At 40.8% G+C, this 26,021-nt stretch carries 22 protein-coding genes; 20 read left to right on the forward strand and 2 right to left on the reverse strand.

Annotated elements, in window-relative coordinates; translation table 11 throughout:
• The first annotated feature begins 72 nt into the window (after positions 1-72).
• From H7F25_RS07070 to mutL, 19 genes are all read left to right on the forward strand, one after another.
• Positions 73-330, forward strand: coding sequence for a DUF3243 domain-containing protein (locus H7F25_RS07070; RefSeq protein ID WP_024424114.1), 258 nt, complete (start codon positions 73-75; stop codon positions 328-330).
• A gap of 131 nt (positions 331-461) precedes the next feature.
• Positions 462-1,253 (forward strand): DUF3388 domain-containing protein, encoded by a 792-nt coding sequence (locus tag H7F25_RS07075; RefSeq protein WP_003211480.1) that lies wholly within the window; start codon positions 462-464, stop codon positions 1,251-1,253.
• 23 nt (positions 1,254-1,276) lie between these two features.
• Complete coding sequence (locus H7F25_RS07080) at positions 1,277-2,176, forward strand: helix-turn-helix domain-containing protein (protein WP_122631375.1); 900 nt, start codon at positions 1,277-1,279, stop codon at positions 2,174-2,176.
• A gap of 74 nt (positions 2,177-2,250) precedes the next feature.
• Positions 2,251-2,832, forward strand: a complete 582-nt coding sequence (gene pgsA / locus H7F25_RS07085) for a CDP-diacylglycerol--glycerol-3-phosphate 3-phosphatidyltransferase (RefSeq protein WP_008358030.1) — start codon at positions 2,251-2,253, stop codon at positions 2,830-2,832.
• A 16-nt stretch (positions 2,833-2,848) separates the two neighbouring features.
• The gene (locus tag H7F25_RS07090; RefSeq protein WP_185854409.1) at positions 2,849-4,099 is read left to right on the forward strand and encodes a competence/damage-inducible protein A; all 1,251 of its coding nucleotides are present in this window, start codon (positions 2,849-2,851) and stop codon (positions 4,097-4,099) included.
• 177 nt (positions 4,100-4,276) lie between these two features.
• Positions 4,277-5,320 (forward strand): recombinase RecA, encoded by a 1,044-nt coding sequence (gene recA / locus H7F25_RS07095; RefSeq protein ID WP_024424111.1) that lies wholly within the window; start codon positions 4,277-4,279, stop codon positions 5,318-5,320.
• A 143-nt stretch (positions 5,321-5,463) separates the two neighbouring features.
• On the forward strand, positions 5,464-6,639 hold the full coding sequence (locus H7F25_RS07100; RefSeq protein ID WP_133743800.1) for a serine hydrolase domain-containing protein: 1,176 nt from the start codon (positions 5,464-5,466) through the stop codon (positions 6,637-6,639).
• A gap of 233 nt (positions 6,640-6,872) precedes the next feature.
• The gene (gene rny / locus H7F25_RS07105) at positions 6,873-8,435 is read left to right on the forward strand and encodes a ribonuclease Y (protein WP_003211958.1); all 1,563 of its coding nucleotides are present in this window, start codon (positions 6,873-6,875) and stop codon (positions 8,433-8,435) included.
• 90 nt (positions 8,436-8,525) lie between these two features.
• Entirely contained in the window at positions 8,526-9,320 is a 795-nt protein-coding gene (locus tag H7F25_RS07110; protein ID WP_024424109.1) for a TIGR00282 family metallophosphoesterase, read from the forward strand.
• 202 nt (positions 9,321-9,522) lie between these two features.
• Positions 9,523-9,783, forward strand: coding sequence for a stage V sporulation protein SpoVS (gene spoVS / locus H7F25_RS07115; protein WP_003211281.1), 261 nt, complete (start codon positions 9,523-9,525; stop codon positions 9,781-9,783).
• 202 nt (positions 9,784-9,985) lie between these two features.
• Positions 9,986-13,030 carry an efflux RND transporter permease subunit gene (locus tag H7F25_RS07120; protein WP_185854410.1) on the forward strand — a complete coding sequence of 1,015 codons (3,045 nt, stop codon included), beginning with the start codon at positions 9,986-9,988 and terminating at the stop codon, positions 13,028-13,030.
• Positions 13,031-13,205: 175 nt separating this feature from the next.
• Complete coding sequence (gene tdh, locus H7F25_RS07125; RefSeq protein WP_044330479.1) at positions 13,206-14,270, forward strand: L-threonine 3-dehydrogenase; 1,065 nt, start codon at positions 13,206-13,208, stop codon at positions 14,268-14,270.
• Positions 14,267-15,451, forward strand: coding sequence for a glycine C-acetyltransferase (locus H7F25_RS07130; protein WP_185854411.1), 1,185 nt, complete (start codon positions 14,267-14,269; stop codon positions 15,449-15,451). Before tdh ends, H7F25_RS07130 begins: the two co-directional genes overlap by 4 nt.
• A 102-nt stretch (positions 15,452-15,553) precedes the next feature.
• Complete coding sequence (locus tag H7F25_RS07135) at positions 15,554-16,669, forward strand: MrcB family domain-containing protein (protein WP_243837372.1); 1,116 nt, start codon at positions 15,554-15,556, stop codon at positions 16,667-16,669.
• A gap of 89 nt (positions 16,670-16,758) precedes the next feature.
• On the forward strand, positions 16,759-18,285 hold the full coding sequence (miaB, locus tag H7F25_RS07140) for a tRNA (N6-isopentenyl adenosine(37)-C2)-methylthiotransferase MiaB (protein WP_024427027.1): 1,527 nt from the start codon (positions 16,759-16,761) through the stop codon (positions 18,283-18,285).
• Between the two features lies 1 nt (position 18,286).
• Positions 18,287-18,721 (forward strand): regulatory iron-sulfur-containing complex subunit RicA, encoded by a 435-nt coding sequence (locus tag H7F25_RS07145; RefSeq protein ID WP_008358013.1) that lies wholly within the window; start codon positions 18,287-18,289, stop codon positions 18,719-18,721.
• Positions 18,722-19,392: 671 nt separating this feature from the next.
• Positions 19,393-19,938: an outer spore coat protein CotE gene (gene cotE, locus H7F25_RS07150; RefSeq protein ID WP_024424105.1), complete on the forward strand. Its 546-nt coding sequence runs from the start codon at positions 19,393-19,395 to the stop codon at positions 19,936-19,938.
• A 124-nt stretch (positions 19,939-20,062) separates the two neighbouring features.
• The gene (mutS, locus tag H7F25_RS07155; RefSeq protein ID WP_185854412.1) at positions 20,063-22,639 is read left to right on the forward strand and encodes a DNA mismatch repair protein MutS; all 2,577 of its coding nucleotides are present in this window, start codon (positions 20,063-20,065) and stop codon (positions 22,637-22,639) included.
• 21 nt (positions 22,640-22,660) lie between these two features.
• Complete coding sequence (mutL, locus tag H7F25_RS07160; RefSeq protein WP_185854413.1) at positions 22,661-24,559, forward strand: DNA mismatch repair endonuclease MutL; 1,899 nt, start codon at positions 22,661-22,663, stop codon at positions 24,557-24,559.
• 35 nt (positions 24,560-24,594) lie between these two features.
• On the opposite strand, the gene bslA is transcribed toward mutL, so the two are convergent.
• Both bslA and H7F25_RS07170 read right to left on the reverse strand, forming a co-directional pair.
• The gene (gene bslA, locus H7F25_RS07165; protein ID WP_024424102.1) at positions 24,595-25,119 is read right to left on the reverse strand and encodes a biofilm surface layer hydrophobin BslA; all 525 of its coding nucleotides are present in this window, start codon (positions 25,117-25,119) and stop codon (positions 24,595-24,597) included.
• A 123-nt stretch (positions 25,120-25,242) separates the two neighbouring features.
• Entirely contained in the window at positions 25,243-25,647 is a 405-nt protein-coding gene (locus tag H7F25_RS07170; protein ID WP_024427030.1) for a hypothetical protein, read from the reverse strand.
• A gap of 68 nt (positions 25,648-25,715) precedes the next feature.
• Between H7F25_RS07170 and H7F25_RS07175 the strand changes: the two genes are divergently transcribed.
• On the forward strand, positions 25,716-25,973 hold the full coding sequence (locus H7F25_RS07175; protein WP_024424100.1) for a hypothetical protein: 258 nt from the start codon (positions 25,716-25,718) through the stop codon (positions 25,971-25,973).
• Positions 25,974-26,021: the final 48 nt, after the last annotated feature.

The raw sequence follows: 26,021 nt of genomic DNA on the forward strand, positions 1-26,021 counted from the left end.
AAACGTGTATAATTCGTCTCTCCATGACAAAAGCTATGGCTGTAATTCATCTTTTCGAATGGAGGAATCGACATGTCTGTACTTGAGAACTGGGACCATTGGAAAAACTTTTTAGGTGATCGCTTAAATCATGCGCAGGATAAAGGTTTAGAAGATGAGACTATCAATAACCTTGCGTATGAAATTGGCGGATATCTAGCTAACGAAGTTGAGGCAAAGAACGAGCAGGAAAGAGTACTTGCTGACCTTTGGAGCGTTGCATCAGAAGATGAGCAGCGTGCCATTGCAAATATGATGGTCAAGCTAGTTGAAAATAATAGCTCGCACTAAACAAAAAGAGAGGTCGTTTGTGCCTCTCTTTTTATTTTAACCGTTTCACAACATTGTGCTTTCTAAAAATGTGAAAATGCTTTATGATAAAGGAAGGTAAAAATTTGCCACAATGAAGGGGGTAATATCATTTGGCAAAGCTCGAATGGTATTTTGAATATGAGATACAGGTAAACCGTCCCGGACTTTTAGGAGACATTTCTTCTCTAATGGGGATGCTTTCAATTAATATTGTGACAATTAATGGTGTTGATGTATCAAGACGCGGAATGCTTTTACGCTGTGACCACACAGATCAAATTAAGCGGCTTGAATCAATTTTAAATACAATGGAAACGATAAAAGTAACGAAATTAAGACAGCCAAAGCTTCGTGACCGCTTAGCTGTTCGTCATGGAAGATACATACAGCGTGATGCCGATGACAAAAAGACGTTCCGTTTTGAAAGAGACGAGCTCGGTCTTCTTGTTGATTTTATGGCTGAACTCTTTAAAAAAGAAGGACATAAATTGATTGGGATTCGCGGAATGCCGCGTGTCGGAAAAACAGAATCAATTGTGGCTTCAAGTGTTTGTGCAAGCAAGAGATGGCTGTTTGTATCATCAACTCTTTTGAAACAGACGATCCGAAGTCAGCTGATCGCAGATGAATACAGCCCAGATAACGTCTTTATTATTGATGGGATTGTATCGACAAGAAGAGGTTCTGAGAAGCATTTGCAGCTTTTAAGGGAAATTATGAGACTGCCGGCAACGAAGGTGGTCGAGCATCCAGACATCTTTATTCAAAATTCAGAATATACAATGGATGATTTCGACTATATCATTGAATTGCGGAATAGCGCAGACGAAGAGATTACATATGAACACGCTGAAGAACCACAAGTGTTTGATCATTCTGGTTTTTCTGGCTTCGATTTTTAATATGGTAATGGTAGGTGTTTGTTTTGACTGAATTGGGAAAACGGCTCGTTGAGGCCAGAGAGGAAAAAGGAATGTCGCTGGAGGATCTTCAGACGGTGACCAAGATCCAAAAGCGCTATTTGCTAGCAATCGAACAAGGAAACTATGATATTATTCCAGGTAAATTTTACGTCAGAGCGTTTATTAAACAATATGCCGAAGCCGTTGGACTGAATCCTGAACAATTGTTCGAAGAATTTCGTAAAGATGTTCCAAGCACGTATAACGATGAAGTATCTGATAAATTATCGAATATTAAGCCGCAAAGAGAGCTGCCAAAGCCTGCCTCGAAAGTGCTTGAACTATTGCCGACAATTTTAATTATTGGAGGCATCATTGTGGTCATCGCCATCATTTATGTGATCGTGCAGGCGGTCAATCATGATAGCGGACAGAAGAATAATCAGGCGGCCCCTCAGCAATCAGAATCTAAATATGAAGTATCTAAGGATTCATCTCTTGCAAAAGATCAAAAGAAAAAAGAAAAAGCTTCGTCAGATGATAAAGAAAAATCATCTAAAAAAGATGATTCATCAAAAGACGATGAAACTGTATCTTTAAAGGCGACGAATACAGAAGGCTCGACAACAACGTATGAAGTATCAGGTGCAGACGAAATGGAGTTAAAAATTTCTGCCTCTCAAGCTTCATGGCTGCGCGTAAGAGACGAATCTGGAAAAGTGCTGAAGATGGGTGAACTAAAAGATGGCGAATCGTTTAAAACAGACCTGGCTGATCTTTCTCAGGTCGATATCCGTCTAGGCAATGCGTCTGGAATAGATATCAAGGTAAATGACGAGACACTTAAGTACGAATTAGACCCTAAGGACACCATGACACAAAACATTGTGATTGTGAATAAAGGAAAGGAAAAGTCATCTTAAGCAAGTAGATGACTTTTCTTTTGTTCCTACTATTATATACATAATAAAATTGCATTATTGGAGGATTGGATTTCATGTTTAACTTACCGAATAAAATAACCCTTTCTAGGATCGCCTTGATCCCTGTTTTTATGATTATTATGCTTGCACCGTTAGATTGGGGTGTTGCGCGCTTTGGCGACGTCAGCATCGAAGTGACGCACCTTGTTGGAGCGATCCTGTTTATTGTTGCTTCAACAACTGACTGGATTGATGGATACTACGCACGTAAGCTTAATTTAGTGACGAACTTTGGTAAATTTTTAGATCCGCTTGCAGATAAATTGCTTGTTTCAGCTGCTTTAATTATACTTGTTCAATACAACCTCACACCGGCATGGATGGCGATTGTGATCATCAGCCGTGAATTTGCTGTAACAGGTCTAAGGCTTGTATTAGCCGGAGGCGGTGAAGTAGTGGCAGCGAATATGCTTGGAAAGGTGAAGACATGGGCGCAGATCATTGCGATTTCTGCACTTTTACTGCATAACCTGCCGTTTGAACTTGTGTCATTCCCGTTTGGTGATCTAGCGATGTGGGTAGCGGTGTTCTTCACTGTTGTCTCAGGCTGGGATTACTTTGCAAAAAACTGGGAAGCTTTAAAGAATTCTAACTAAAAAGGACGTGTACGCTTTGAAGTCAGAGAGAAAAGCAGAAATTATTGCAGTCGGTTCCGAACTATTGCTAGGGCAAATTACGAATACGAATGCACAATTCATCAGCAAACAACTAGCTGAAATTGGTGTGAATGTTTATTACCACACAGCAGTTGGTGACAATCCAGAGCGTTTAAAACAGGCCATTCAGGTGGCGCAGGAAAGATCTAATTTTATTATCTTCTCAGGTGGTCTTGGACCAACCAAAGATGACTTAACAAAAGAAACCATTGCGAGCACGCTTGGCAAAGAGCTTGTACTAAATGAAGAAGCATTTGAATCGATTCAAGACTACTTTCTAAAGACCGGACGCGTTATGTCACCGAACAACCGTAAGCAGGCACTCGTTCTAGAAGGGTCTGATGTGCTCGTGAACCGTTTCGGGATGGCCCCGGGTATGTTTGTTCAAGAAGACGATACGTTTTATATGCTTCTTCCTGGACCGCCAAGTGAACTGCACCCGATGTTTAAAAACGAGGCAAAGCCGCTGATTTCTGAGAAACTTGGCTTAAAGGAAAAGATCGTGTCTGTTGTTCTGCGCTTCTTCGGAATCGGTGAATCGCAGCTTGAAACAGACCTAGAAGATTTAATTGATGCTCAAACCAACCCGACGATTGCACCACTCGCATCTGACGGTGAAGTGACGCTAAGGCTGACTGCTAAGCATGAGGATGAAAAAGAAACAGAGCGTCTGTTAAAAGAAACAGAAGCGCAAATTTTAGCGCGGGTAGGAGAGTACTTCTACGGATATGGGGATACATCACTTGTCCGCGAAGCGTCCAAAGCCTTGCACGAGCACGGGAAAACAGTAGCAGCAGCAGAAAGCCTGACTGGCGGAATGTTCTCCGAATGGCTGACAGACCTCGAAGGAGCATCATCCATTTTGAACGGAAGTGTGGTTTGTTATACAAACCAAGTCAAGCAGCAGGTACTTGGCTGCCGCGAGGAAACATTGTCTTCTCATGGTGCTGTCAGCAAAGAGTGTGCTTTAGAGCTTGCTGAAGGGGTTAGAAAGCTGACCGGAAGTGATATTGGCATTAGCTTTACGGGTGTAGCAGGACCTGATACCCAAGAGGGTCAGCCTGTTGGAAAAGTGTTCATTGGACTATCTACGAAAGACCAGACGGACGTGTTTGAATGGATGTTTACAGGCAGCCGGTCAGGCATTCGAAAGCGTGCTGTGAAATATGGTCTGCATCACTTACTCAACTTATTAAAAGAGAGTTAATTTTGTTTTTTGTTAGGTTTACTCCTTTATAAAAGAGCGTTTTTTCTAATAGAAAATACTCTTTTCTTAAAAATCTGCCAAGAAAAAAATCGAATATGTGTTCGTTTTTTTCTTGGCAAATGACGTAAAACAAGGTATAGTATAGATAGTGGAATTGATAAAGGAGGAAACAATAGAATGAGTGATCGTCAAGCAGCCTTAGATATGGCTCTTAAACAAATAGAAAAACAGTTTGGTAAAGGCTCTATTATGAAACTAGGAGAGCAAACAGATACACGTATTTCAACAGTACCTAGTGGTTCGTTAGCACTTGATACTGCGCTTGGAATAGGCGGATATCCCCGAGGCCGTATTATCGAAGTATATGGTCCAGAGAGTTCTGGTAAAACGACAGTAGCCCTTCATGCCATTGCTGAAGTTCAGCAGCAGGGAGGACAAGCTGCATTTATTGATGCAGAGCATGCACTCGATCCAGTTTATGCTCAAAAACTAGGTGTCAACATTGATGAACTGTTACTTTCTCAGCCGGATACAGGAGAGCAAGCACTTGAAATTGCAGAAGCTCTTGTCCGCAGCGGGGCAGTTGATATTGTTGTTATTGACTCTGTAGCTGCTCTTGTACCAAAAGCAGAGATTGAAGGAGACATGGGTGATTCACACGTTGGTCTTCAAGCACGTTTGATGTCCCAAGCCCTTCGTAAACTATCAGGTGCTATCAATAAATCAAAAACAATTGCCATCTTTATTAACCAAATTCGTGAAAAAGTTGGGGTCATGTTCGGTAACCCTGAAACAACGCCAGGTGGACGTGCGCTGAAGTTCTATTCGTCTGTTCGTTTAGAAGTGCGCCGTGCTGAACAGCTGAAACAAGGCAATGATATTATGGGGAATAAAACGAGAATTAAAGTAGTGAAAAACAAAGTAGCACCGCCATTCCGTATTGCCGAAGTAGACATTATGTACGGTGAAGGGATCTCAAAAGAGGGAGAAATCATCGACCTTGGAAGCGAGCTAGATATCGTACAAAAGAGCGGTGCTTGGTATTCTTACCAAGAGGAACGTCTTGGACAAGGCCGTGAAAATGCGAAACAGTTCCTAAAAGAAAATAAAGATATCATGCTGATGATCCAGGAGCAAATTCGCGAACATTACGGTTTGGATAATAACGGAACAGTGCAACAGGAATCTGAAGAGGCGCTAGAACAATTAGAATTAGAATAAAAATTAAATCAGTATGAAATGATAAAAAAGGCTGGGTGAAAAAACTCAGCCTTTTTTATTTTGCAAAAAACTTTCGACAACTTTTTCAGTATTTCATCCGTCTAAAGTGTACAAAATGGCATTTATTTTGGGAGGAAAAACGAATGACAAGCCCGACCCGCAGAAGAAATGCAAAATACAGCCGGAAACAACCAAGTCAGAGGGGAAAACTTGTGCTTGTTTTTTTAGCAGCGATGATTTGCTTAACGATGTGGAATGTGCTTCATCGAAATAGTGAAGAGAAGAACCCGTTTCAAAAAACTGCAGTAGCTTTAGAAAACAGCCAGAATAAAGAAGTTAAAAGGAAAACCGCTAAAATATCAGAGAAACAAATCAAAACAGTGGACCGTAATCACAAAATCAGCAGTTATTTAAATGGGATCGGTTTCAGCGGAACAGCCATGATTGTTCGAAATGGAGAAATCGTAACAAATAAAGGTTTTGGTTATGCAGACCGTAAACAAAAAGTTCGAAATAATCCTTTGACATCTTTTTATGTCGGTTCGTCACAAAAAGCGCTGATTGCAACCGCTATTTTGCAGCTTGAGGAAAAGGGGAAACTTCAGACAAGTGATTCGGTAAGCACGTATTTACCTCATTTCCCTAACGGACAAGCGATTACTTTGAAAAATCTGCTGACACATACATCGGGAATAAACGGACATATTGAAGGAAACGCCGTAATTACTCCGGACGAATTAATAAAAGACATAGAACGTCAGGGAATTAATCGTCAGCCGGGTGTATGGGGCTACAAGGATTCAAACTATTCTGTTCTTGCTTATATTGTTGCTGAAGTGAGCGGTGAGTCCTATGAACAATATATAAAGAATCATATTTTTAAACCGGCGGGGATGACGCATGCAGGCTTTTACAAAACATATGAAAAAGAACCTTATCCTGCTGTCGGGTATAAGCTGAAAGGCAGCAAAGCGGTTACACCGTATATGCCCGATCTATCTCAGCTTTACGGTGCTGGAGATATTTATATGAGTGCTATAGATATGTACAAATTTGACCAAGCCCTGATAGACGGCAAACTGTATTCGCAGAAGAGCTATAAAAAGATGTTTACGCCAGGAAGCAGCTCCACATACGGAATGGGATTTTATGTTGCTCCCGGTAGCTATTCAAGCCATGGTGTCGTGCCGGGCTTTAACATTTTGAACAGCTTTAGCAAATCTGGACAAACCATCGTTGTTTTGTTCTCAAATATACAAAATAACACTAAACTGGGCCAAGTGAACAATAAAGTATATCAGCTGCTGAATCAAGAATAATTCTGATCTGCTTTTGCAAACGCTAAGATGGCTAGCTTGACAAGTATTTCCGACACAATTACAATGGGAATGTATCACTTGTTTTTCTTAACATGATTGATAACTAATTTAAACTTGACAAGGGCAGTGAGGATCTCATTCCCTGTGAAGGCCCTGTATGTTGAGACACAAAACAATGTACATGCCGACACTTTATTTGTAAAACCAAGTTCATAGCAAGAGGAGGTGAAAATATGTCGCCTACGATGTTTACGATCATCTCCATTTTGCTGAGCCTAATCTGTTTAGTTGTTGGCTACTTTGTTCGTAAAACCATTGCAGAAGCAAAAATATCCGGCGCAAGAAACATGGCCGAACAAATTGTTGAGGATGCAAAGCGTGATGCGGAAGCATTGAAGAAAGAAGCGCTCTTGGAAGCGAAAGATGAAATTCATTCGTTTCGTGTAGAGGCGGAGCAAGAAGTTCGTGAAAGACGAAATGAGCTTCAAAGACAAGAAAACCGTTTACTTCAAAAAGAGGAAAATCTTGATCGCAAAGACGAATCTTTAGATAAACGGGAGTCCCTGTTGGAGAAGAGAGATCATTCTCTGAATGAACGACAACAACATATTGAAGAGATGGAAAGCAAAGTGGATGATATGATTCGTTTGCAGAAAGCCGAGTTGGAACGTATTTCAAGTCTAACTCGAGATGAAGCGAAACAAATCATTCTGGATCAAGTTGAAAATGAGCTTTCCCACGACATTGCAGTCATGACGAAAGAATCTGAAAACCGAGCGAAAGAAGAGGCTGACAAAAAGGCGAAAAATATTCTTTCACTTGCGTTACAGCGTTGTGCAGCTGATCATGTGGCTGAAACAACGGTATCTGTAGTCAATCTTCCAAATGATGAGATGAAAGGTCGTATTATCGGACGTGAAGGACGAAATATCCGTACGTTAGAAACGTTAACAGGTATTGACTTGATCATAGATGATACACCTGAAGCTGTTATACTATCGGGCTTTGATCCGATTAGACGTGAAACAGCGAGGATAGCTCTGGACAAGCTAGTCCAGGATGGCCGCATTCATCCTGCACGAATTGAAGAAATGGTGGAAAAATCACGCCGTGAAGTCGATGATTATATCCGCGAGATGGGTGAGCAAACGACATTCGAAGTCGGAGTTCACGGTCTGCATCCGGATCTGATCAAAATTCTCGGCCGCTTAAAATTCCGTACAAGTTATGGACAAAATGTCCTGAAGCATTCAATTGAGGTTGCACATCTTGCAGGTCTCATGGCTTCAGAGCTTGGAGAAGATGCAAAGCTTGCAAAACGAGCAGGTCTTCTGCATGACATTGGAAAAGCCATTGATCACGAAGTAGAAGGAAGCCACGTAGAAATTGGCGTTGAGCTTGCGACGAAATATAAAGAGCATCCTGTTGTCATCAACAGTATTGCCTCTCACCACGGTGACCAAGAACCGACATCTATTATCGCTGTTCTTGTTGCGGCAGCTGATGCATTATCTGCAGCACGCCCTGGTGCAAGAAGTGAGACGCTTGAAAATTACATTCGGAGACTTGAGAAATTAGAAGATATCTCTGAATCTTATGAAGGTGTTGAAAAATCGTTTGCGATACAGGCTGGACGTGAAGTACGTATTATGGTGAAGCCAGATTCAATTAATGATCTTGAAGCTCACCGTCTAGCAAGGGATATTCGTAAGCGAATTGAGGACGAGCTCGATTACCCTGGTCACATTAAAGTGACAGTCATTCGAGAAACTCGCGCAGTAGAGTATGCAAAATAGAGCGGTGCGCTTAGCGCCGCTTTATTTTTTTGTGTAAATATGCAACACTGATAAGAAGATCAATTTAAAAGAGAAAGGGTTCAAAAGCGCATGAAAATATTATTTGTTGGAGATATTGTCGGTTCACCTGGCAGAGACACACTGAAAGAATATTTGCCAAAGCTAAAGAAAAAATATCAGCCGCACTTTACCATTGTCAACGGAGAAAATGCTGCTCACGGGAAAGGTCTAACTGAAAAAATCTATCATGAGCTGCTGCAAGCAGGAGCTGATGTGCTCACAATGGGCAACCATACATGGGATAAAAGAGACATTTTCGATTTCATCGATGATGCAGCTAATATGGTCCGTCCAGCTAACTTCCCAGAAGGCACACCTGGAAAAGGTCTCACGTTTATTAAAAAACAAGGAAAAGAATTGGCGGTCATTAACCTGCAAGGACGTACGTTTTTACCGCCAATTGACTGCCCATTTCAAAAAGTAGATGAATTAATTGCGGAAGCATCCAAACGGACACCGTTTATTTTTATTGATTTTCATGGTGAAGCCACAAGCGAAAAACAGGCGATGGGCTGGTATACAGACGGCCGTGCATCATGTGTCGTTGGCACGCATACACATGTTCAAACAGCAGATAACCGCGTATTGCCAAAAGGAACTGCGTATATTTCAGATGTCGGGATGACAGGACCTTATGATGGCATTTTAGGTGTTGACCGAGAAACGATCATTAAACGATTCAAAACAAGTCTCCCAGTCCGGTTTGAAATTGCAGAAGGCCGCACGACGTTAAGTGCAGTAATCGTAGAAATTGACGAACAGTCGAAAAAAGCTGTCAAAATTGATCGAATTTTGATAAATGATGACCATATTTTCTTTGAATAAATGTTCACATATTTATTTCAGAAAAATATTAATCAGAAAGAAGGAATATGCGCCCTCTATCGTGAATATAGTAAAAATGGTAGGTAGCCTGCTATTTTTGAAAAACATTTTGGGGATGGATTTTCAAAAAAATAGCATCATCTAACAAAGATTGTTCTAATGAACACTCACTTATCCATTGTAAATTTAAGGGGGAGCAGAAATGGAAATTTTAAAAGTTTCAGCAAAGTCAAATCCGAATTCAGTAGCAGGAGCATTAGCCGGCGTTTTACGTGAACGCGGTGCAGCGGAAATACAAGCAATCGGCGCTGGGGCACTGAATCAGGCGGTTAAGGCTGTCGCCATTGCAAGGGGATTTGTCGCGCCAAGCGGAGTGGATTTGATATGCATTCCAGCCTTTACTGACATTCTGATCGATGGAGAAGAAAGAACAGCCATCAAATTGATTGTTGAACCACGATAATTCTAATTTTATTATTTTCAACCTGCTTACATCATGTAAGCAGGTTGTTTTTGTTTACCGCTATACATTTCTTATATAACATATTCAGTTCGTGAAATAGATAAAAATGACATATTAGAGCTTGCATTTTTTCACCGTGATGATAAATTAAGATTAAGTTGAATTTACTTCATCAAAAATAAATATTTAAGTAGGTGAAATAATGTTTGAAGCTTTTTTGAAAAGAGGAAAGCTTGTTTTTATTTTATTTTTTATCGTTCTCATTGCTGGCGGCTATTTATTCGCGCAGCTTCCTAAACGAGAACTTCCAGAATTCGAGGCGAATCTCGTCACGATTTCTACCGTTTTTCCTGGTGCAGATGCAAAACAGGTGGAAAGAGATGTCACCAATAAACTGGAATCAGCCCTATCAGATATCAATGGTGTAGAGAAAACGAGCTCAATTTCTGCCATTGGTTTCTCAAATATTGTGCTTGAAATTGAGGACCAAGCCGACTTTCAAAAGGTGGCAAGTCAAATTAAGAATGAAACCACAAGTGCTGCGTCGTCTTTTCCTGACGGGGTGATGGAGCCGGAAGTAAAGGATGAATTCGGCAGCGTGCCGGTTGGCTCTTATATGATTGTGTCAAATGAATCATCGGACTTAGCAAAGAGTCAGCAATCGCTGCGTGCATTGAAGGAAAAAGTAGAGGACATCAAAGGGGTAGACAGTGTCATTATCAAAGGCTTCAATGACAAACAAGCGCTATTAAACTTAGATTCAAACAAGCTGGAGGGTGAAGGGCTCAATGTAACTGATGTCACAGATGCCATCAATCAGGAATTTGACACATCTCCACTAGGCGATATTCGGCCAGGCAAAGAGAAGGTGAAGCTGTCCATCGATACATATGACCGCTTAGATCAAGTTAAAAAAATTGAGCTTTTCTCAAAAACGAAAAGAGAGCCGGTCACAATTAGTCAGCTTGGCAGTTTAAAAGAAGTAGAAAAACAGAAAAGTGATATTGTGTCGTATAACGGAAAGCCCGCTTATTCATTTACTGTGAATATTAAACAAGGGCTTGATATTCCTAAAATGTATGACAAAGTCAGTGAGGTCATTGAGAAAGAAAAGCAGCTGCCAAATGGGGTGGAGTGGGTAGACTACTATTCACAAAAAAGTGAAGTGGATACCATTTTCAATGATTTAATAAAAGAAGCCATTGTTGCGGTCATTGCTGTCATAATTGTTACCACACTTGGACTCACGATTGGCGGGGCGTTTATCGTTTCACTCGCCATTCCGCTATCCATTACAATCGGAACGATTCCGCTGCCATTTTTACAAGTGGACCTCAATCAAATTTCGATCATCGGCTTTATCATTGCTTTAGGGATACTTGTCGATGATGCGATTGTCGTCAATGATAATATTTTAAGACAAATGAAAAAATACGAAAGTCCGCTTAAAGGAACAATTGCAGGGGTGAAAGAAGTCGCAGGGTCCATTTTGACATCAACACTAGCTGTTGTGTTTGCCTTCCTGCCGCTTGTATTCCTATCAGGTGCAAATGGTTCATTTATTCGGGCATTACCGTCTGTTCTAGTGACGACTGTGCTTGCGTCCATGGTGATTTCTCTGACACTTGTACCGGTCTATCAATATACTGTGAACCGGAAAAGAAAGAACAAAAACAGTCAAAAAGAGCCGGGATTCCTAGGGAAACCATTAAAAAGGCTGGCTGATTTCTATGCAGACCGTGTGCTGACAAACATTGTGAAACGGCCGCTCGTTATTGGACTAAGTGGTTTGCTCGTTGCAACGCTTGCTTTTTTACTTATTTTCGTCACACCATTTGAATTTTTCCCTGCGGCGAATAAGAAAGAAGTGGTCGTCACTGTCACGCTTCCAAGTGAAACAACATTAGACAAAACAAATGAAACACTAAAGAAAATAGAACAAGAAATTAAGCAGCAAAAAGGCATTGAAGAAACGGCGATTTTTGCAGGCGGCGGTGTGCCGAACCTATTTAATGAAAGTATTTCAAATGCAAGTGACCACACGGGTCAGGTTGTCGTGAGAGTAGACAATGATCAGATGACAAGTAAGGCATTAATAGATCGTATGACCGAGCCTTTGCGAGAGACATTCAAAGAGGCTGAAATCTTTATGAAAACCATTGTACAAGGACCGCCAACTGGAGCGCCAGTGACAGTAACGGTTGCGGGTGACTCTTTTTCAAAGCTCATTGATGTCAAAGAAACACTGACAAATGAAATGAAAGACAAAGGGGCAAGCTTGATTACGGACGATGTCAATCAGCCGGTGAAAACGATCTCTTTTGAATTAAACCGCAAGCGGATGGCAGAGGATGGGCTCAGTGCTCAATTTGTCAGCAGACAGCTTGGTCTTGTGACAGAAGGGATGCCATTAGGTACCTTTCAACAAGGAACAAATGATATCGATTTAGTAGTGAAACAGGATATAGGCACACATCAAAATGGTTTAAAGCTAAAAGAAATGAAAGTGCCTGTGAAGACAAATGAGGGCGGTATGCCTCAACTTGAGCCGCTTAGCCGATATGTAAAAGAAAAAGAAACAGAGCAGTACGAAAGCATTCCACATGAAAATGGAGTTCCGACCATTACGCTGAAGGCGTATCCCGGCGCATCAGATTCGTTTAAAGACGATATGAAAGAAGTCGTCAATCAAGTGGGGAAAAGCGCTGCAGCGAAGGATTTGACCATCTTACAGGGTGGAGAAAATGAAAATCAGACCCAGTTCTTTATTGAAATTAGTCTCTTATTTGCAGTAGTCTTGCTGCTCATTTACGTGACCATCGCATTCCAGTTCAATTCATTGATGCTTCCGCTGTTAGTTCTAGGAACGGTTTACTTAGCCGTATCAGGAGCCATTATCGGACTGTTTGTCACACAAACACCATTCAGCTTTATGGCAACAATGGGAATTGTCTCATTGGCTGGTATTGTCGTCCGAAATGCGGTCGTCCTATTCGAATTTATTGAACAGCGGTGCAAGCAAGGGTTTGATCAACAGACAGCTGTCATTGAAGCAGGAAGAGCAAGGATTAGACCGATTCTCTTAACAGCATTTACGGCACTTGTTGCACTAATGCCTGTTGCATTAAGTCATGATCCACTCTTTAAGCCGCTGGCCATCTGCATTGTATCTGGTGTCTTTTTCTCAACAATACTGACCTTATTCATTGTGCCAGCACTATATGTTGCCGTTTCAAAGAAACGCTGACGATGAAAGCAAATCTCCGATCGAAAGGAGATTTGCTTTTTTTTTTAGAAAAATATCCAAAAAAATATGTGGGGTGTTCATTTGTCTTTTTCTAGTAGACAGTGGTATTTACGACTAAAATAAGTCGTGTTAAAATCTGATTGGGAGAAGTTTTTTAACAAAGGGGTTGTACGTCATGTGTGGAACGATGAAAGCAATTGTTAAAAAAGAAAGCGCTTACGGAGCGGTGATGATGGAGATGCCGATTCCAGAAATCAAAGATCATGAAGTTTTGATCCAAGTGAAAGCCACTTCGATATGCGGAACAGACGTGCATATTTATAATTGGGATGACTGGGCTAAGGGAAGAGTCAAAGCGCCTTACATTTTTGGACATGAATTTACAGGGGAAGTTGTTAAAGTGGGGAAGCAGGTCTCACGAGCAAAGGTAGGGGACTTTGTATCGGCTGAGACGCATGTTGTATGTAATCAATGTTATATGTGCTTAACAGGGCAGCAGCATTTGTGCAGTGAAACGAAAATTTTAGGGGTAGACATTGATGGCTGTTTTGCTGAATATGTCAAAGTACCTGAACAAAATGTGTGGCATAATCCAGCTCAAATGCCGGTTGAGCTTGCCTCTATCCAAGAGCCGCTAGGAAATGCAGTCCATACTGTACTGCACACACCTGTATCAGGTAAATCAGTGGCGATTTTTGGCTGCGGACCAATCGGTTTAATGGCAATCGCTGTCGCAAAAGCCTCCGGGGCTGTTCAAGTGTTCGCTGTTGATAAAAATGAATACAGGCTCGATCTTGCCCGAAAAATGGGTGCAGATCATATCGTGGATATTGGAAAAGGTGATCCAGTCGCGATAATTAAGCAGCTCACGCGGATGGAAGGGGCAGATGTGATGTGTGAGATGTCAGGTCATCCAGCTGCCATTAATCAAGCACTCGAAGCTTGTGCAAATGGAGGGAAAGTCAATATACTAAGCTTGCCAGAACGGCCAGTAACAATTGATATTACGAATCAAATTGTTTTTAGGGGATTAACCGTGCAAGGGATCACGGGGAGAAAAATGTTTGAGACGTGGCGTCAAGTATCTGAGCTATTAAGAACTAATACCATTGATGTAAAGCCGGTTGTCACTCATACACTGCCATTTGAAGAGTTCGAAAAGGGATTTGAACTTATGCAAAGCGGTACGTGCGGAAAAGTCGTACTGATGATGCCATCATATCAAAGGGGGAAGAAATGATGAAAGAATTCACGTATTTACAAGATGAATTGGAAACAATGAAGCAGCAAGGCACCCACCAAACTTTGAAAGAGATCGACTCAAAACAATCATCCACTGTGACATTAAATGAACAATCTGTCATACAACTCTCCTCAAATAACTACTTAGGGCTCACCTCACACCCAAGGCTGATAAAAGCAGCAAAAGAGGCAATCGATGAATTCGGTGCGGGTACAGGATCTGTACGTACCATCGCCGGCACAATGACGATGCATGAACGTCTTGAAAAAAAGCTTGCTGCATTTAAAAAGACAGAAGCAGCACTTGTATTCCAATCAGGCTTTACGACCAATCAAGGGGTCTTATCCAGTATCTTGACAAAAGATGATATTGTCATTTCAGATGAACTGAATCATGCCTCAATTATTGATGGCATCCGATTAACAAAAGCAGATAAAAAGGTATACGGTCATTCCAATATGGAAGAGCTGGAGAAGATTTTGAAAAAATCAATGAATTACCGCGTCCGCCTCATCGTTACAGACGGTGTATTCTCGATGGATGGAGATATCGCGCCACTTCCTGAGATCGTCAGGCTCGCAGAAGCATATGATGCATTTGTGATGGTAGACGATGCGCACGCCTCGGGCGTGCTTGGTGAGAATGGCCGCGGGACGGTCAACCATTTTAAACTCGACGGCAGAGTGCACATTCAGGTCGGGACACTTAGTAAGGCTGTCGGAGTGCTCGGCGGCTATGTGGCTGGTTCAGCGGTTTTAATTGATTATTTAAAGCATAAAGCAAGACCGTTTTTATTCAGCACCTCTCATCCGCCAGCTGTGACTAGAGCGTGTGAAGAAGCGATTGAAGTGCTGTTAGATGAACCGGAACGAATCGATACACTTTGGGAGAACGCCGCTTATTTTAAAGAAAAGGTCATCAGCCTAGGATTTCAAGTCGCCGCCCCAACAGAGACACCGATTATCCCAATCATGATTGGAGACGAAGCACTTACTTTTCGATTCTCAAAGGCTTTAATAGAACGAGGCGTGTTTGCCCAAGGCATCGCCTTCCCAACTGTAGCAAAAGGCAAGGCAAGAATTAGAGCCATCATCACAGCCGAGCACACAAAAGAAGAACTAGACCGGGCACTGACAATCATTGAAGAAGAAGCAAAAAAACTAAACATACTTGATTGAGAGAGCGCAGGCTCTCTTTTTTTGACGATATTCTTTCCAATTTTCATCAAATCTACCGTTTGTTATGTATAATGTATGTAAAAAGATCTATTGAGGTAAGTGATGAGACAAATGATATTTAATAAAGAAGACTTTTATAAGCAATATTTAGATTATAAGAGCAATGTAATAACAGATAAGAATCACCCTTTTCACAAAATGTTTAATAAAGAGATACCAAACAAAATTCAAAATGAATTAGAAAAACGTCATATGAAAAATTTGGATAGAATCGATATTAAAGCATCTACAGGAAATGGAAAAGTTTCAGAGTCTATTTGGATAGCGTTTCTAGACCAGCTTTTAACAAAAAATCAAAAAACAAATAAAACAACAACACAAAAAGGATTATATATAGTCATTTTATTCGCTAATAATGGCAAAGATTTTTATTTATCGATTGGTTTAGGTACTGAAAATCTATCTCTCAAAAAGATTAAATATGAAGCGGATATTTGGCGAGAACGACTAAAACCTCAATTGATGAATAGTCCTAATTTAAAAGGATTTGAAATAGGTGATTTTTACTTAGGAGAATCTGATAGACCTAAAAAATATGCAGCAGGTTCTTTGGTATTTAAAAGATATAATATTGATACATTTAATCAATACGAGTTTTTAAAAGACATATATAACTTAAATGAATTTTTTTATGATTTTATTTTCGAAATATATTCGAATCCGGATCTTCATATGGATACAAAGATTAATAAGAGTATAAAACGAAAAAGAATCATCCATAGAAACGTTTATAAGCAATTAAGAGAAGAAAGAGCCAAGCAAAATGAAGAGACAGGTCGAATAGCAGAGAAGTTTGTTTATGATATGGAAGTAGAGCAATTAAAAGCAGTGGGTCAGGAGCAATTAGCGAAAAATGTCAATTGGTTAGCCGAAACGGAAGATGGCCATGGGTTTGATATCAAATCGTATTACCCTGATGGAAAAGAAAAACTAATAGAGGTGAAGGGCTCAAAACTTGCTCATCAAGACTTTCCTTTCTTCTTATCTGAACAAGAAAGAATGGTAGCAGAAGAGGAAAAAGAAGCATATGTGATTACTTTAGTTGAGAGTGTCGGTACACAGCAAATGAAGATTGTAAAAGAAATACAAAACCCTTTGGAGAAAGATAACCTACTGTTAAAACCTACTCAATATTCATGCAGAATCCGGGTGGATTGAAAAGTAATGACACATATGATTTATTTTCAATTCATCACAAAATAGTCTATACTGTAGGGTGGAACTTGGTTTGAAAGGAGTACAAATTCATGAATGAAGAGCAGAGAAAAGCGAGCGGACAAGTAAGTTCATCGGACAAAAAATCCGAGAAGGACTACAGCAAATATTTTGAAGCTGTGTACATTCCGCCTTCCTTAAAAGATGCAAAAAAACGGGGTAAAGAAGAAGTCGAATACAATCAATTTCAAATTGACGAGCAGTTTCAAGGGTTAGGAAACGGCCGCAAGTTTTATATTCGCACATATGGCTGTCAAATGAATGAGCATGACACAGAAGTGATGGCTGGTATTTTTATGGCGCTTGGCTATGAACCAACAAACTCAACGGAAGATGCAAATGTCATCTTATTAAACACTTGTGCGATTCGTGAGAATGCAGAAAATAAAGTGTTTGGAGAGCTTGGTCATTTAAAAGCATTAAAGCGTGAAAAGCCAGATTTAATTTTAGGTGTCTGCGGATGTATGTCACAAGAAGAATCTGTCGTGAACCGTATTTTGAAGAAACACCCATTTGTTGACTTGATTTTTGGCACGCACAACATTCACCGCCTGCCAGAGCTGTTATCTGAATGCTACCTTTCAAAAGAAATGGTCATTGAGGTTTGGTCAAAAGAAGGCGACGTGATTGAGAACCTTCCAAGAGCCCGTCAAGGTAAAATCAAGGGCTGGGTGAACATTATGTACGGCTGTGATAAATTCTGTACATACTGTATCGTGCCTTACACGCGCGGCAAGGAAAGAAGCCGCCGCCCAGATGAAATTATTCAAGAGGTCAGACGTTTAGCGGCAGAAGGATATAAGGAAATTACCCTTCTTGGTCAAAACGTGAATGCATATGGAAAAGATTTTGAAGATATGGAATATGGTCTTGGCCACCTGATGGATGAGCTGCGAAAAATTGATATTCCGCGTATCCGTTTTACAACAAGTCACCCGCGTGATTTTGATGATCACTTAATCGAAGTGCTTGCCAAGGGCGGAAACCTTCTCGATCATATTCACCTGCCAGTTCAATCCGGAAGTTCTTCTGTGCTGAAGCTTATGGCGAGAAAATATGACCGTGAGCGCTACCTTGATCTTGTGCGCAAAATCAAAGAAGCGATGCCGAATGCTTCATTAACAACGGACATTATTGTTGGATTCCCAAATGAAACAGATGAGCAGTTTGAAGAAACACTTTCGCTTTATCGCGAGGTTGAGTTTGATGCCGCTTATACGTTCATTTATTCCCCAAGAGAAGGAACGCCAGCAGCGAAAATGAAAGACAACGTGCCAATGCGTGTGAAAAAAGAACGTCTGCAGCGCCTAAATGCACTTGTGAATGAAATTTCTGCGAAAAAAATGAAGGAATATGAAGGGCAGATTGTCGAAGTATTAGTAGAGGGTGAAAGTAAAAACAACCCTGAGATCCTAGCCGGATATACAAGTAAAAGCAAGCTTGTGAATTTTAAAGCACCAAAAGAAGCGATTGGCAACATCGTCAAAGTGAAAATCACACAAGCCAAAACTTGGTCTCTTGACGGAGAAATGGTTGGAGAAGCTATCGAGGTGAATTAAAATGACACTTTATTCAAAGAAAGAGATTGTCGAGCGTGCAAGAGAGCTCGCTAAAATGATTTCTGAAACGGAAGAAGTTGATTTCTTCAAAAAAGCAGAAGCGCAAATCAATGAAAATACAAAAATTTCAACGATCATTAATCAAATTAAGGCGCTTCAAAAACAAGCTGTGAACTTAAAGCATTACGGCAAACATGAAGCCTTAAAGCAAGTCGAAGAAAAAATCGATGCCCTGCAAGAAGAACTGGATGACATCCCAGTGATTCAAGAATTCAAAGAATCACAAATGGAAGTCAATTCCCTGCTTCAGCTTGTGGCACACACGATTTCGAATCAAGTAACAGATGAAATCATTCTTTCAACCGGCGGTGACCTCTTATTAGGAGAAACCGGTTCAAAAGTAAAAAACTCATCACCAAGTTGCTCCATTAAATGAGAAAACCCCGCAGATGCGGGGTTTTTTATTTGTGGACTCTTATTTATTTGTAATTTAGTATTTAAAATCCCTTATAGGTTTATAACGCTTAAATGTTGCTATAAGTCATGTATAACAGAAATAGATGAGATTTCTTGCGATCTAATATTAAGGAAAATTAATACGGAATAGTAGAAAACCGCATAATACTTCATTAAAGGTGAGATCTTTGTGGTCACTAAAAACTCACTTCACCTTATATGTAATTTATATTTTATAGGCTGTGACATCAACAATTTGTTGATGTCACAGCCCCTTTTTTATTTTCTATGGTTACCTTATTTCTTCATAAAACACGTAATACAAACTAAAAAAAGTGGATATATTTTTTAATGATATTCTTTATTATTTTTAAATCTAATTTTAAATATAAAGAAAATCGAATGTTGATTTTTATAAATAGCCCCTCCTAAAGGGACTGTGACTTCATCATTAAACCACAACCTTCTATTCCAATCAACCTCCAAACCTCTCACTCTCCAACTTTTCCAATTTTCAAGGCAAGTTTATGGGCGACCATGCATACACTGAAACAGAAATGAATTTAATTGAACATGAAGTTCAAAATCGTGACACACTAGACGAATGCCCAGCATAAGATAAAACGATCAAGAACAAGGAGGCATGCCGGAATGTCTGAATACAGAGAAATTATTACAAAAGCGGTGGTTGCAAAAGGGAGGAAATTCACCCAAAGCACACACACCATTTCTCCATCGCAAAAACCAACCAGCATCCTAGGTGGTTGGATCATTAATCATAAGTATGATGCTGAAAAGGTCGGTAAAACCGTTGAGATCGAAGGAACATTTGATATTAACGTATGGTACTCTTACGCCGACAATACGAAAACAGAAGTCGTCACAGAGCGTGTGAAGTATGTAGACATCATTAAACTGAGATATAAAGATAAAAATTTCCTTGATGATGAGCACGAAGTAATTGCGAAAGTATTGCAGCAGCCCAATTGCTTAGAAGTGACCATTTCTCCAAATGGCAATAAAATTATCGTTCAGGCAGAGCGTGAATTCATTGCTGAGGTAGTCGGTGAAACAAAAATTGTCGTAGAGGTCGATTCAAGCTGGAAAGAAAAAGATGATCACGAGTGGGAAGAAGAAGTGGATGAGGAGTTAGAGGATATTCATCCAGAATTCCTAGCAGGTGAGACAGAAGAGTAAGGAATGACTAGGGCGCATATCCCCCTAGTTTTTTTGTGCCTGATCTAGGAGAAAAAAGGTGATTTTTTATGCTATAATTAGAGATGGTATGAATTCGAAAGTAATATAGTGAGGGATTAGAAATATGGCAAGTTATACGCCCATGATACAGCAATATTTAAAGATCAAGGCAGATTATCAAGATGCCTTTTTATTTTTTCGCCTAGGCGATTTTTATGAGATGTTTTTTGATGATGCAAAGGAAGCCGCGCAAGAACTAGAAATTACGTTAACAAGCAGAGACGGCGGCACAATTCCAATGTGCGGCGTTCCTTATCATTCTGCTTCTGCATACATAGAACAGTTGATTTCAAAAGGCTACAAGGTCGCCATTTGTGAGCAGGTGGAAGACCCTAAAACGGCAAAAGGTGTAGTCAAAAGGGAAGTCGTTCAACTGATTACACCAGGAACCGTCATGGATGGTAAAGGATTAAGTGAAAACGAGAACAACTTTATTGCGTCTGTTACCAGCTTTCAAAATGGGTACGGTCTTGCGCTGTCTGATTTATCAACAGGTGAAAACATGGCGGCTTTCATCGATCGATTAGATGAAGTCGTATCAGAAATTTATTCTGTCGGTGCAAAAGAAATTGTGGTGTCAAAGCAGCTGGATGAGGAAACAATCAAAACCCTTAAAGAACGCTGCCAAGCGACCATTTCATACGAAGATAGTGATGCATTATTAGATGAAGCTGAACGGCTCGTTTCCCATCTAGACGAAAAGTTAAAAACGTCATTTTTAACACTATATGCCTATTTAAGAAGAACGCAAAAAAGAAGTTTGGATCATCTTCAGAAAGTTCAAGTGTTTGAACTTGAACAAACGATGAAAATCGATCTTTACTCAAAACGAAACCTTGAATTAACAGAAACGATTCGTTCAAAAAGCAAAAAAGGCTCTTTATTATGGCTGTTAGATGAAACAAAAACAGCGATGGGCGGCAGACTGCTCAAGCAATGGATCGACCGGCCGCTTATTCGCCTTTCGCAAATTAATGAGCGTCAGGAAATGGTGCAAATTCTGATGGATCATTTCTTTGAGCGAGAGGATCTGCGCGAAAGATTAAAGCAAGTATATGATCTTGAGCGTTTAGCGGGCCGCGTGGCATTTGGCAACGTGAATGCTCGTGATCTCATCCAGCTCAAAGAATCCTTAAAACAAGTACCGGATATTAAACAACTCGTTCATTCATTACCAGAGGAAATGGCAAAATCAAGAGCGAATGAGATTGATCCTTGTGGTGACCTCCTTGATTTATTAGAAGATGCACTTCATGAAAATCCGCCGATGACGATAAAAGAAGGCAATTTGATTAAAGATGGCTACAATGCAAAATTAGATGAATACCGTGATGCCAGCCGAAACGGAAAGGACTGGATTGCACGGCTTGAACAGCAGGAAAGAGAATATACCGGCATTCGCTCCTTAAAAGTCGGGTTTAATAAAGTGTTTGGTTATTATATCGAAGTGACACGCGCGAATACACATCTGCTGGAGGAAGGGCGTTACGAAAGAAAACAAACGCTTGCCAATGCAGAGCGGTATATCACACCTGAATTAAAAGAAAAAGAAGCACTGATTCTTGAAGCAGAATCAAATATTAACGAATTGGAATATGAACTATTTACAGCTCTCAGGGAGCAAGTAAAAGGCTATATTCCTAGATTACAGCTGCTCGCAAAACAAATGAGCGAGCTTGATGCGCTTCAATGCTTTGCGACTGTCAGTGAAAAGCGCCGTTATATCCGGCCGGAATTCTCAGAGGATGACGTGGATGTCAAAGATGGCCGTCACCCTGTCGTTGAAAAAGTGCTCGATCACCAGGAATATGTACCGAATGACTGCCATATGGGAAAAGGCAGACAAACCTTACTCATCACTGGACCAAATATGTCAGGGAAAAGTACGTATATGAGACAAATGGCACTCATCTCGATTCTTGCGCAGATTGGCTGCTTCGTTCCTGCGTCAAAGGCGACGCTTCCAATCTTCGATCAAATCTTTACACGTATCGGTGCAGCAGATGATTTGATTTCTGGTCAAAGTACTTTTATGGTAGAGATGCTCGAAGCAAAAAATGCGATGGTACATGCTACGAAAAACAGCTTGATTTTATTTGATGAAATTGGACGCGGGACAAGCACCTATGATGGAATGGCTCTTGCGCAGGCAATCATTGAATTTGTTCATGATCATATTGGCGCCAAAACCCTATTCTCTACACATTACCATGAGCTCACTGTCCTTGAATCTCAATTAAGCGAGCTGAAAAATGTTCATGTGCGAGCTGAAGAGCATGAAGGCACGGTCGTTTTCTTACATCAAATCAAAGAAGGTGCAGCTGATAAAAGCTATGGTATTCATGTAGCGCAGCTTGCTGAATTGCCTGATGCCATCATTAATAGAGCCCAGACTATTTTAACGGAGCTTGAGAGCGGATCACATGACGTGACCCCAACCGTATCTGCAGCATCAAAAGCAGAAAAGACTGTAGAAAAACAGCAGCTTTCTTTCTTTGAAGTAGAAGAAAAACCGCAGCCGAAAGCTGCGCTAAAACAGAAAGATCAAGCGGTCATCGACGAATTAAAGTCTTACAACCTAATGGATATGACGCCGCTTGAAGCAATGACAAAGCTGTATGAATTGCAAAAGAAATTATAATGTAAGGTGAGGTGAGCAGAAATGGCAAAGATTATTCAGTTATCCGATGACCTATCCAATAAAATTGCTGCAGGTGAAGTGGTCGAGCGCCCGGCTTCTGTTGTAAAGGAGCTTGTGGAAAATGCGATCGATGCAAAAAGTACAGTCATTGAAATCGATGTAGAAGAAGCAGGTCTTTCTTCTATCAGGATTATTGATAATGGTGTTGGAATCGATGCTGAAGATTGTAAGCTCGCCTTCCAGCGCCATGCAACGAGTAAAATCAAAGATGAAAATGATCTGTTTCGTGTTAGAACGCTCGGATTCAGAGGAGAGGCGCTGCCAAGTATTGCATCCGTCTCTCACCTAGAAATGAAAACAAGTACTGGCGAAGGAGCTGGGACACACTTAGCTTTGCAAGGCGGGAAGATTATCTCAGAGAAAAAAACCTCTGGCCGCCGCGGCACCGAGATTGTGGTCACCAACTTATTTTACAATACGCCAGCCCGTCTAAAATATATGAAAACCGTTCATACGGAACTTGGTAATATATCGGATGTGGTCAATCGAATTGCGCTAGCTCATCCCGAAGTATCGATCCGTTTGCGTCATCAAGGGAAAGTCCTGCTACAGACGAATGGAAACGGAGATGTGCGTCACGTACTTGCGGCCATTTACGGGACAGCTGTGGCTAAAAAAATGCTGCCGCTTCACGTACAATCACTTGATTTTGAAGTGAAAGGATATATTTCCTTACCAGAAGTGACGAGGGCATCACGGAATTATATGTCTTCTGTTGTAAACGGCCGATATGTCAAACATTTTCCGCTCGTGAAAGCGATCCATGAAGGGTATCACACGCTGCTTCCGATTGGCCGTCATCCAATTACATTCATTGAGATGAAGATGGATCCCATTCTAGTGGATGTGAACGTTCATCCATCGAAGCTAGAAGTGAGGCTAAGTAAAGAACAGGAACTTCATGATCTGATTAAACAAGGAATTAAGGAAGTATTTCAAAAGCAGCAGCTCATTCCAAGTGCTTCAGTACCAAAAAAAGCACCAATGCCAGCTGTGAAAAATGAGCAGCAATCCTTAACCTTTGATGCGAAACAAAGGAACGCAAGCCCAGCGGAAACACCGCTAACCTATCAGCCGGAGCCGCACGAGTCGGTCGTATACGAGACAAGTCATACCGATGCATACGGAATGCCTAAACATGAGAAGACAGAAGCATCATCACCAGTATTTTATGAAGAAACCTCATCTGAGCGTATTCATTTAGAGGAATCCGCCGCTTCACTTGAATATGAAGAGCCGGTACTACATGAAGATGCAAAAACGATTCCTGAAAACGAACGCGTCCCTGTGATGTATCCAATTGGGCAAATGCATGGCACATATATTTTGGCTCAAAATGAACGAGGGCTTTATATCATCGACCAGCATGCGGCTCAAGAGCGAATCAAGTATGAGTATTATCGTGAGAAGGTGGGAGAGATCGAACAGGAAGTGCAAGAAATGCTCGTCCCCTTAACATTTCACTACTCTAAAAACGATATGCTGATCATTGAAGAGCATAAGGATATTCTCGCGAAAGTGGGGGTCTTCTTAGAGCCCTTTGGTTCAGGTAGCTACATCGTTCGGTCGCATCCGCAGTGGTTTCCAAAAGGTGAAGAGGCTGAATTGATCGAAGAGATTATAGAGCAAGTGCTTGATGAAAAACGTGTTGATATCAAGAAACTAAGAGAAGAAGCGGCGATTATGATGAGCTGCAAAGGCTCAATCAAAGCAAATCGTCATTTGCGTCATGATGAAATCAAAGCCTTATTAGATGAACTTCGGCAAACGAAAGACCCATTCACCTGTCCGCACGGCCGGCCGATCATCATTCATCACTCCACTTATGAAATGGAGAAGATGTTTAAACGGGTGATGTGATATAAAAAAGCGCTCTAATCAGAGCGCTTTTTTATTTAGCATCCGCAAGGATCTGGCGGTGTGACCACAACTGGTCGTGTATTAATATCAATCGTATCTTCTGCATAAAATGTGGAACCGATGCTGATGGCTCGATTTTCTGCACGGAACGTGTATGTACCTGCAGCAGGGAGTACTTTATGTGAAAGCTTTAATGTATACTTGGAAATTCCAAGTAAATCCAGTCTGAGCGGAATACGAACGGTTTGTCCGTTGTTCAAAATATAGCTGTCTTTTAATGCTTTGCCGTTCATAATGTCTTTCGTCGTTGCTTGGAAACCCTTTGGCAGAGTGAACTCAACCGCACCAAGACTTAGAACAGAATTTGGGCTGTATGTCAGCTCAATGTCAGAAAAAGACCATTCCTGCTTACTTGCTCCTGTAATTTTTGCGTAAAGTGCAGCTGGTTTTGCATTAGTTGTTGCTTTGCCGGCTTCCTCAGCAGATGCAGAAAGCGGTACTGACAGCGCCATAACCAATGTGAGCATCCCCATCATAAGAATCGTCCATGTTTTTTTCATTTTTTCCTTCCCCCTTGTTGAATATAGGTAAATAATAGATGATTACACCCATTATTTACCTATAATGTTACCATATTACCATATGGTATTAAATGGGATATTATACCCTTATTTTGTCATTCTTTAGTAATAGCGGGGAAAAAGCGCATTTGGTTGATTCATTCCGTAATAATGGCCTGGCATTTGCTGGTTTGTTGGCATCATCATATGCATATCTTGATAACCGTATGGATGGTGTGGCATCATCCCATATCCACCATAATGGCCTAGATGATGGTGATCCTTCATTGGAACATGCTTTGAAAAGGTATCATGCTGATTTGGGAACGGTGAATAAACTGAATGATGATGTGGATGGTGCGCGTTATACATATCTTTTTTGCCGCTATGATAATGGTTGGGCATATTCATATGATCATGCATGTTTGGCGCGACCATATGCTCATGATTGGCTGTATACACATTTTCAAATGTGTGATAGGGATTTTCTTGGTGATAATGATTCATTTGGCTGTTCATATCGTTCATGTATATCTCATCCTTTATGTCAGGTTGCCATATCCTATGAGACAGATCTGCTTCATGAGCCTATCCATATGAAAGAAAAAAACCGGCTTTTCAGCCGGGAAAAGGAAAAGCAGGTAAAGCGTCAAGCGTTAAATTGTGTAGCTGTGTCTTCTTCTGCGACGCTTTTTACATCTGCTGCAGACACTTTTAGGAAAATAACAGGGATCGTAGCTTCGAGAGGTATCCCAAAAATCGCTCTCAAACCATTTATCTTTTTTATGACAAAACTTTTTTTCTTTACATGGATCCTCATGGCAATGATCGTCATGCTTTTTATGGCAGTGTGAGTGGGAATGTTTGCACTTGCATTTGCACATTGTCATCCCTCCTAAATG

It is taken from the genome of Bacillus sp. PAMC28571 (assembly GCF_014250435.1).
Lineage (GTDB): Bacteria > Bacillota > Bacilli > Bacillales > Bacillaceae > Bacillus > Bacillus safensis.

Bases quoted from the DNA above. Each gene is read 5' to 3' on its own strand.
- H7F25_RS07070 (WP_024424114.1), top strand. From the start codon at position 73: ATGTCTGTACTTGAGAACTGGGACCATTGGAAAAACTTTTTAGGTGAT.
- pgsA (WP_008358030.1), top strand. From the start codon at position 2,251: ATGTTTAACTTACCGAATAAAATAACCCTTTCTAGGATCGCCTTGATC.
- recA (WP_024424111.1), top strand. From the start codon at position 4,277: ATGAGTGATCGTCAAGCAGCCTTAGATATGGCTCTTAAACAAATAGAA.
- H7F25_RS07100 (WP_133743800.1), top strand. From the start codon at position 5,464: ATGACAAGCCCGACCCGCAGAAGAAATGCAAAATACAGCCGGAAACAA.
- rny (WP_003211958.1), top strand. From the start codon at position 6,873: ATGTCGCCTACGATGTTTACGATCATCTCCATTTTGCTGAGCCTAATC.
- H7F25_RS07110 (WP_024424109.1), top strand. From the start codon at position 8,526: ATGAAAATATTATTTGTTGGAGATATTGTCGGTTCACCTGGCAGAGAC.
- spoVS (WP_003211281.1), top strand. From the start codon at position 9,523: ATGGAAATTTTAAAAGTTTCAGCAAAGTCAAATCCGAATTCAGTAGCA.
- H7F25_RS07120 (WP_185854410.1), top strand. From the start codon at position 9,986: ATGTTTGAAGCTTTTTTGAAAAGAGGAAAGCTTGTTTTTATTTTATTT.
- tdh (WP_044330479.1), top strand. From the start codon at position 13,206: ATGTGTGGAACGATGAAAGCAATTGTTAAAAAAGAAAGCGCTTACGGA.
- H7F25_RS07130 (WP_185854411.1), top strand. From the start codon at position 14,267: ATGATGAAAGAATTCACGTATTTACAAGATGAATTGGAAACAATGAAG.
- H7F25_RS07135 (WP_243837372.1), top strand. From the start codon at position 15,554: ATGAGACAAATGATATTTAATAAAGAAGACTTTTATAAGCAATATTTA.
- miaB (WP_024427027.1), top strand. From the start codon at position 16,759: ATGAATGAAGAGCAGAGAAAAGCGAGCGGACAAGTAAGTTCATCGGAC.
- H7F25_RS07145 (WP_008358013.1), top strand. From the start codon at position 18,287: ATGACACTTTATTCAAAGAAAGAGATTGTCGAGCGTGCAAGAGAGCTC.
- cotE (WP_024424105.1), top strand. From the start codon at position 19,393: ATGTCTGAATACAGAGAAATTATTACAAAAGCGGTGGTTGCAAAAGGG.
- mutS (WP_185854412.1), top strand. From the start codon at position 20,063: ATGGCAAGTTATACGCCCATGATACAGCAATATTTAAAGATCAAGGCA.
- mutL (WP_185854413.1), top strand. From the start codon at position 22,661: ATGGCAAAGATTATTCAGTTATCCGATGACCTATCCAATAAAATTGCT.
- bslA (WP_024424102.1), bottom strand. From the start codon at position 25,119: ATGAAAAAAACATGGACGATTCTTATGATGGGGATGCTCACATTGGTT.
- H7F25_RS07170 (WP_024427030.1), bottom strand. From the start codon at position 25,647: ATGAACGATATGAACAGCCAAATGAATCATTATCACCAAGAAAATCCC.
- H7F25_RS07175 (WP_024424100.1), top strand. From the start codon at position 25,716: ATGAAAGAAAAAAACCGGCTTTTCAGCCGGGAAAAGGAAAAGCAGGTA.